Source organism: Komagataeibacter intermedius TF2 (genome assembly GCF_000964425.1).
In the GTDB taxonomy this organism is placed as follows: domain Bacteria; phylum Pseudomonadota; class Alphaproteobacteria; order Acetobacterales; family Acetobacteraceae; genus Komagataeibacter; species Komagataeibacter intermedius.
The window spans coordinates 1-8,159 of sequence record NZ_BANF01000104.1 but is presented as its reverse complement, the minus strand read 5'-3'; the positions used below and the strand labels follow the sequence as shown (position 1 = coordinate 8,159).

General features: G+C 52.9%; 5 protein-coding genes. 1 reads left to right on the top strand and 4 read right to left on the bottom strand.

Annotated features, from left to right (window positions below; translation table 11 throughout):
- On the top strand, positions 1 to 811 hold an 811-nt coding region (locus tag B7449_RS12855; RefSeq protein WP_209426734.1), incomplete at its 5' end, for a LysR family substrate-binding domain-containing protein.
- Here B7449_RS12855 and B7449_RS12850 read toward each other — a convergent pair.
- The 4 genes from B7449_RS12850 to B7449_RS12830 form a co-directional block, all read right to left on the bottom strand.
- On the bottom strand, positions 808 to 2,901 hold the full coding sequence (locus tag B7449_RS12850) for a ParB/RepB/Spo0J family partition protein (protein WP_048883680.1): 2,094 nt from the start codon (positions 2,899 to 2,901) through the stop codon (positions 808 to 810). The genes B7449_RS12855 and B7449_RS12850 overlap by 4 nt on opposite strands.
- 258 nt (positions 2,902 to 3,159) lie before the next feature.
- Positions 3,160 to 4,152 carry a CBASS cGAMP-activated phospholipase gene (locus B7449_RS12845; RefSeq protein ID WP_148431342.1) on the bottom strand — a complete coding sequence of 331 codons (993 nt, stop codon included), beginning with the start codon at positions 4,150 to 4,152 and terminating at the stop codon, positions 3,160 to 3,162.
- Between the two features lie 487 nt (positions 4,153 to 4,639).
- On the bottom strand, positions 4,640 to 5,833 hold the full coding sequence (locus B7449_RS12835) for a nucleotidyltransferase domain-containing protein (RefSeq protein ID WP_199858299.1): 1,194 nt from the start codon (positions 5,831 to 5,833) through the stop codon (positions 4,640 to 4,642).
- A gap of 99 nt (positions 5,834 to 5,932) precedes the next feature.
- Entirely contained in the window at positions 5,933 to 7,963 is a 2,031-nt protein-coding gene (locus B7449_RS12830; RefSeq protein WP_199858298.1) for a S8 family peptidase, read from the bottom strand.
- Positions 7,964 to 8,159: the final 196 nt, after the last annotated feature.

Genomic DNA, 8,159 nt, shown 5'->3' with positions numbered 1-8,159 from the left:
TCTTCTTCTCAGCCATCTGCCTCGCTGCAACCGTCATCTTCTGGGTGTAACATTGTTTGAACGCAACAGAAGAGGGACGGTGACAACTAGTATGGGAGAGTATATTTTACGGCAGGTTCGTCATATCATAGAAGATGCACGATATCTCCGAGCGTTAACTGATGACCTGACAGACCTTCCGGAAGGCGAGTTACGCATCGGACTGGCGTACCCACCGCTTCATTCAAAACCTGCATTATTGTTACGATCATGGAGCAACAGCTACCCACAAACACGAATCAGTCTTCATACATCGTCTGATCGTGACATCGTTTTTACATTACCGAACCGGCATATTGATGCTGCCATTATCCCCCAATTCGCACTCGATAATAGCCTCGCCTCATCTCCTCTGCATCGAGAGCACATCGTTGTAGTCCTGCCCTATGACCATCCACTCGCAAATCAAGAAACACTGTCTATACGGAATCTGACAAAAGAGGGCTTGTTGGTGCCCTCAAAAGCGTATGAGGATTGGTACAGATATTTCTACCTAGCCCAGATCGGATCACAGACGCATATCCCCATGCATTACGAAGGTATACTAACGCTTCTCTCGCAAATACGCGTGGGATTGAATATTACGCTTTGCAATGCAGCTTGCCAAGAGTTCCAACCGTGCGGGGTCGTCTTTCGGCCTCTTGATGATCCGAATGCCGAATTCGATGTTCATCTAGTATGGCGAGCCGAGGCAGAAGACGCGATACTGGGACGGTTCGTCGCCTTCATGCGCAACCTCACTCAAAAGCGAGGGAAATTGCCTTCTGTTTAGCCTTCAAAAGGCGAAAACCCAGATCCCCCTCCATAAACCGCGTAAGTCACTGTTTCAACAGACGTCTGCTCTACGCTCCCCGCCGTCCGCAACGCCTCGGGCAGCCAGCCAGAGCCGTCGAGCAGCCGCTCGGCCTCGCGGGCCATGTCGGGCTTCTTCAGGTGCGCAATGCGCTCGACCGCCTCATCGCCGCGTGCTTCCCGCACCGCCTGCAGGATACGAGCCTTGGTCACCCGGCCGAGATAGTTCTCGACGGTCGGCTGCCAGCCCGCCTCGACCAGATCGAGGCAGAGGGCCGACGCCAGACGGTCTGCCCGTTTGAGGCGTTCGGTCACGCTGCGCTGCGACACCGCCCCATAGGCGGGCATGCGCTCATAAAGCGCGTTAACCCCGAAGGACAGGCAGTACGCCAGCAGCGCCATGCGGCTGGCATCGTCCAGCCCGTCGATCCAGCGCCACAGCGCATCCTCGTTTTCCGGCAGATCGTGCTTCCAGCCCTCGTTGCGCTGCCGTAGCGCATGGGCCGGAAGGCTGCCCGGCATGTCCGGTGAATGGACCGGCAGCGGGATTTCCCGGACATAGGCTTCCAGGCAGTCGGCCCCCGGTGTCTGCCAGTAAACATCACGCACCAGCGTATGCAGGAATTCGGTCAGGGCGATATGCGGATTGCTGGCGACCGCATCCCGCAGGGCCAGCGTGCGCCACGCCGTCAGTTCGGTGAGAAGCCGGTCAGGCAGCGGCTTGATCCCGTCTTCCTCCTCGGGCTCAAAGTCGGGAGAAATGCTGTTGCCCTCCCCGCCCCCGTCGTCGCCATCATCAGCAAGACGTTCATCCTGTCCGTCATACGCAGCATAATCGTATCCATCGGCACCGCCGGCGTCATCGACCTCCTCTGGCTCGGTCGGCATGTCCTCGGGCAGCACGAAGCCCCGCTCCACCTGCAATATGCCATCGCTGGCGAGGCTAACGAACGCTCCGGCCCGCGTCATGTCGGCAGGATCGAACGCCAGAGGTCGTTCCTCCAGGACAAGGATGGCCTGTTCGATCCCGCCCAGCCTTGCATCGACCTCGTCCGGATATTCATCGGCCTGAGCGTATTCCGCCTCGATGGTTTCCTGTTCGGCACGCAGGGCTTCGAGACGGGCTGTCTCTTCATCGGTCAGGGGCACTTCCGTGCCATCGATCTCGACGAACTGCCGTGTGTGCCCCCATGGGAACGACAGGGCCGTCTCGACCCATTTCCAGCCCTCGGCGCGGATATCCTCAGCGGCTGTGTGCAGTTTTTCCATGACCAGCCTGTCCAGAATGGCCGGATCCTGCAGCCAGCCGCCGTCGTCAGCCTCGAACAGGTCGCGCATGACGTGGCCACCCGCTACGATATAGGCCTCCAGCCCGACGAAACGGGCACGGGCATCCGAAGCCCGGACGGTCTTTTCCGTCAGCATGCGGCGGATGACATAGGGTTCGCGATTATGGCTCTGGGCCACGATCTCCCAGACCTGTTCCTGCCGCGCGTGGTCGTCGCTGATGGAAAAGGCCATCAGCTGCTCCAGGCGCATCCCATCCTGCTCATAGATTTCAAGCAGGCTGTCGGACACGGTCATCAGACGCAGGCGTTGCTTGACAACAGCAGCTGTCACGAAGAACGCAGCGGCGATTTCCTCCTCGGACATGCCTTTTTCCAGCATGTCACGAAAAGCTCGGAACTGATCCAGCGGGTGCAGGGCTACGCGCTGGACGTTCTCAGCCAGAGAATCATCCTCGGCGAGAATGGCCGATCCGGCTTCGCGCACGACGCAGGGCACGGGTGCCGTCTTCGCCAGTTTCTTCTGCTTCACCAGCAGTTCGAGCGCGCGAAAGCGCCGTCCGCCGGCAGGGACTTCGTAAGTGCCGGTCTCGGCCCCTTCGCCATCAAGGACAGGACGGACGTTCAGGCTCTGCAATAGCCCGCGACGCTCGATGTCACGGGCCAGTTCCTCGATCGACAGGCCGGACTTTACCCGCCGCACGTTGGATTGCGACAGCACCAGACGATTGAACGGGATGTCGCGGGACGAACTCAGGCTGATTTTGGGAATGGCGGTCGCCATGGCGAAAAACTCCATGACGGGCGGACAGGAGACTCTCTCCTACCCTCTCAACCCGTCACGAAAATTCGCGCAGGCCTCTGACTCTGACGGCTGTACCCACACCAACTCGCCTTTACTCTTCTTTCCTAGCAGGAAAGAAGAGTAAAGGCGAGAACGCAGAGGGCTTCTCTCTTTGAAGATCTGCCTCATTGCAAGCATCATGCCCTATCTATGTAACCTAAGCCTACAGAGATAATGATTTACCATCCGTACGCAGTTTCATAGCTGATGATACGGAACAAATTTATCGGCAGGTTTATCAAAAAAATGCCGTCGAAGTTCGGGAAGCTTCTCACGCGCCTCCACAACTGCGCGATTCTTCATTTCAGCAATACGACCAGCATTGTCTAATGTGTAACGACCTGATGGGGCTATCTGGTCTACACGCCAGATAGCTTGGTGGCCGTGACCATCTCCTGTAAGTATTTTTGCAGCGCCGAGCGCACTATGAGATTGACCTGCCATGAACAGCCGAGTGACATGAGCAGCCATCGGCAATTTTCCAGCCCATCGAGGCGGGGCATTAACTTCTGCGATAGTCCCGATACTAAGCACTTTCAGTCTCTTGGCGGGCCACCCCAGCGTTCCGACCGCCTCGACCACCGCTGCGCCAATCGGATTATTGGCCCAGACACCACCGTCAATAAGCTCGACTTGATCAGACGTATTATGTGCAGGCAGAAATGTCGGAGCCGCAGCAGTAGCCATCGCTGCATCTACGGCCAACTGCCTAAAATCAGTCTCCAGTCGCGGATGGTGGGCCGTCTTATAGATGTAAACGCGTTCCAATATCGGGTGCCACGCAGGGATAAGCAATCGAGTTGCGCTTTCCCCAAGACGCCGTTCTCCGAGAATGCCGTCGAGAGCAGCGCGGAGTTCTGTCGCCTCATATTTGCTGCCAACCCAGTGCCGCGCGCTTCGCCAGCGCTGACGGAGCCAATTACCAATAGTGCCGTGCTGCTGATCGAAAATTGCCGGTCCGCGCTCCTCATAAAGTTTCAGAATCTCGTTTGCAGAAAGTCCTAAGCCTAAACCAACAGCTATAATGCCGCCGGTCGACGTGCCTGCTATCAAATCGAAGTATTGACCGATCGGATGCTCGATGTATTCCTCAAGTCGGGCAAGGAAGGCTGCAGGAAATACTCCTCGGATTCCCCCTCCATCCAAACACAGAATACGATAAGACTTATCCTGATCATCTTGCATGTTCATGACGTTTTCTATTTGATATCAGAATCTTACGCTTCGGTTTATGACTATCGGATTGGTCCCGCACTCTAGGATGTAGTCCGCCACCTGACCATTCATCGGACAGCAGCCATGCTTCGAAATAGAACAACCAGAGTGCCGTCCATGGTACGATCGTCTGGTCTAGCCGCATCCAATTTCCCCACTCGCCCGAGTTTGGAAGATAAAGACAAAGCCGTGTTGGCAATTGTTCATATACGTGCGGTAGTTTTCTTCCCTCAGCCAAAATCGTAAGATCAGGCTGGTCAATGTAGACTGCCGGTGCCTTCCCTTGCCGATATTCTATCCGGGCATGATACAACCTGCTCAAGGGCGTAGGCGTAACCAGAAAATTCCACGTAAGAATATTACCGCGCAGTTTCCCGTGACCTTCACAGATCGGGTTGGACCGTAACGCGATATACTGCTGTGAAGGTGTCAGTGGCCGAGGAAGATCAAAGCGCATCGGAGACTATGACGCTCCATAAAACGTATTACTGCGGACCGATGTCACTCGAGCCACAGGTACTTTTGCAGTTGTCAAACCAATCGCTGGAGCAACGGCCAGCAGACGGGCGGATCGCGCGGCCGACATGCTATCGAGCATCTCCTGGATAATTTCTCGCGCAGGAGCCTGTCCAAACGATGAGGCAAGGGTTTTACCCAAACCATCGAGCCCCTCAGCAGCACTCAACCGTTCTAGATCCAGCATTATTGCAGCGTGCCACTCAAAAAAAGCTGCTGCCTTGGCTGGCTCCGTATTCCAACGTTCAGCGAAGTTCTCACCTTCCGTTGTTTCGTTCCAGATAGCCCAATAGACGCGTCCTTCTATCGTATTAGATCGGATAAAAGTGCGCATATGACGAATCACGGCATGCAAAACATCCAGTTCGCTGTCGAACACCATCGTCCGAACACAGTGTTCGTAACTCCATGCGGCAAGTGTAGTGATAATTACTGAAATCGGCGCGAGAGACATATTACGTTCGAGAAAATAACTATCACGATGTCTCTTCGCAATTTGCACAATCCGACACAAAAGCCCTTTAAAGCGAGGACGCTCAGGGAACGGTTCAATGTCCGCGTCCGCGCGTGCTCGATCTTCCGCATAGCTCATGAGAAGACGCATCTGCGGAACCAGCTCGGCCCGACGCTTGAATGCATCTCGGTATCCTTTGGGATTGCTAGGCTTCCACGTAGAAAGCGCTTTATCAGGTACCAACTCTCCGCCGTTGGCACAATTCGCGTTTGGAATGGACGGGGTTATATCCAGATGGAATTCATCTGCATAATTTAGTCGCCAGCAACGCGGCTTTTCCTGAAGAATATTATTATAACGCTGATTGGCCTTCAATCGATCACCCACTATCTGCTTGCACAGAGCGGGCGGCAACCAATGACCGAAAGCAGGAAGATGACAAACCAAGTCAACATCGTACTCATTTTGGCCAATCGGCTTTACCGTGGTTCCTAGCGCAATCGAGCCTTGCAAGTAAATACCGCTGGTGGCAAGCCGGTTATCCTCAGCATCGGCCAACCACCGGCCCACCGCTTCATAACTGGATTGGGCACGATTAGTTTGGGTTTCACTTGGCTCCAGTCGCTCACAAAGCCGCTCCAAGAGCCCAAAAATCTCTACCTTTCTGAGCGCAGGGCGCCGTTCCATATACATTGCAACCTCTGATCAAATGGGCTGAACCCATTCGCAAAAATGTCGAAACATTTAGTCAATTTGAAAAATAAGAAATCCCAATTTGAACAATTCCTATGTTCGAATTGGCAGGGTTATTTTTGGCTGAATTGGCACAAGTGCCTTTGTATAACTACGCAAAATATCATTATAGAGATCAGGATGTTTAGCAGCTTCTACTGTGATAATTAGAGCATAACGAATTTTCTCAGCGCTTGTCGTAGCATGTCCTGATTCACGCGCATTGTAATGAATGTCGAACACTGGGCTATCGAGACTACGCCCGAGCATACGTTTATCGCCATGTAGAACAGTTTCCCATTTCCCCATATCCGAACGACGCTCCTCTTCGGTTGCGTATTTTTTCATATCGAAAAAGCCTTTTGTATCGGCGTTCGCTTTACCTTCTTTTACCTTCTTATCACTGGGACGAAAGACAATATCCAAACCAGCTCGAGTATAGGTAACAGCATCCTGCGGATCCGTCGGAGACGCGTAACAAAATGTTGCCTTCAAGCGTATTTTACCTTGCAAACCACCAGTTGGTATTGGAAGCGGCGCGCGTAAATATTTTCCGGGCTTTAATTCGCCTTGATAGACCACCCGCGCCACGCCAGATGGACAAGTAATAACTTCCATCAAATCTTCTGGAATTTTACCCCAACCGACTTCAATTTTATCGTGTTCAGAGGGATCAGCACTATGAACAAGCAACGCTTTAATAGCGAGCGGCGATAAATCCGAACCAAGAACTGCATGAACTCCAACAGCATTGCGCAATAAATATGGTGATGCAAAACTTGTTCCCAATTGAGGCACTAAGGACGGCTTGGCTCCCGATGCCAGAACATGAAAATATTTAGAATTTTCTGCGGCCCCACCAAAAGCCATAAGATCAGGTTTTACTACGCCTGGACTACGACCGGGTCCAACGGCGCTGTAAGCGGCCCGACCCCAAGTTTTATCAACGTTGTCAGCAGCCCCTACGGACAACGCATTCACGCAATCCGATGGCACCTGAACACGTGCGTTACCTGTGGAGCGATCCATAGCGCCGTTATTTCCAACGGCTATGGTCATCAATGTATCTCCGTCGCTCAACAAATCATCAATCACAGAAGTCCACGCGTGTACATCTGTATCTTCAATTGGGAGATCCGGTCCCAAACTCAAATTGATGAACTGATAATATCGAGACAGAAGAACTTCTTCCACAAACCCCAGCGTACGATATAATTCCAATGGGTCTTCTGAATCAGTTTCACGATCCAGAACGCGGAGATGATCAACATAAGAATAAGGCCGAGACGGAGTGCTATTGGGTATGATCGGTCCAAAAAGGAATGCCGACGTGACTGCAAGCCCATGCTCAATGCCGCCTGGATCATCTTCCGCATGCTCATCCATGACGCGATAAGTATTTACCCACGGAGTGATACTGCTATTCGTCGGCAAACCACCATCCAAAATGGCGACTTTAGGCTCTGACGACAGCGGCTGCTCCGTGGGCAGGCTACACGGCACAGTCACGCCAGAAGCCCGTTGTATCGGACGCATACCACGCAACTTGGGCATGGAACGAATTACACGTACAAAAGAGAACTCAGCTAGATGCCTGATGCTCTCGCTATCGCCCTCTGCAGGAAGAAACCATAGATTTCCTGCGCTAAATGCCAGATCGAGGTGCAGCTTTACGCCAACGTCGGTCGCATATTTGGCAAATGCGCGTTGTACAAATTGAGAGTTATCTCCGGGTAACAGATGAACACCCACTTCGAAAAAACGATCTTGAGATTTTTCGAATGACACAATGCGATCTGTTGACTCAAATGCAGAAAAATTCTCAATATGAGAAAGGTCTTTGGCTTCACTGGACCCTTCTTCAACTTCTCCAGCCCAATCTGCCAACTGACGAAACGCTTTTCGCCGTCCCACCACAAAAAGCTCCGTGGTCGTTGACTCGCGCGGAGAACCCTTTTTTGCCCAGGCCTCCGGGGTCAGTTTTACAGCTCTACTTCCGACCGACTCAAGACCAGCACTGCGCAACATTGCGACAGGATAAAAAGAACGCGCGATGTAACTGGGATTCAAGGCGAGACGGGCCACACTCAAATCACCCGGACAGGCTTTGGAGGGCAACCTATCGAGATTTGTCGATGTTTCGATAAATTGCGGCACCAAACGTGTTCTCGCTTGCTGCAGCGTATAAACTTCAGCTTTCGTTATCTTCCGTCGAGGACCTTTAATATCATAAGTAAGGGTAATCCCCCCATTTTTAGTGGGGCATTGAATGAGAATTCAG

Coding starts and splice junctions, on each gene's coding strand:
- B7449_RS12845 (WP_148431342.1), bottom strand. CDS start 4,152: ATGAACATGCAAGATGATCAGGATAAGTCTTATCGTATTCTGTGTTTG.
- B7449_RS12850 (WP_048883680.1), bottom strand. CDS start 2,901: ATGGCGACCGCCATTCCCAAAATCAGCCTGAGTTCGTCCCGCGACATC.
- B7449_RS12835 (WP_199858299.1), bottom strand. CDS start 5,833: ATGGAACGGCGCCCTGCGCTCAGAAAGGTAGAGATTTTTGGGCTCTTG.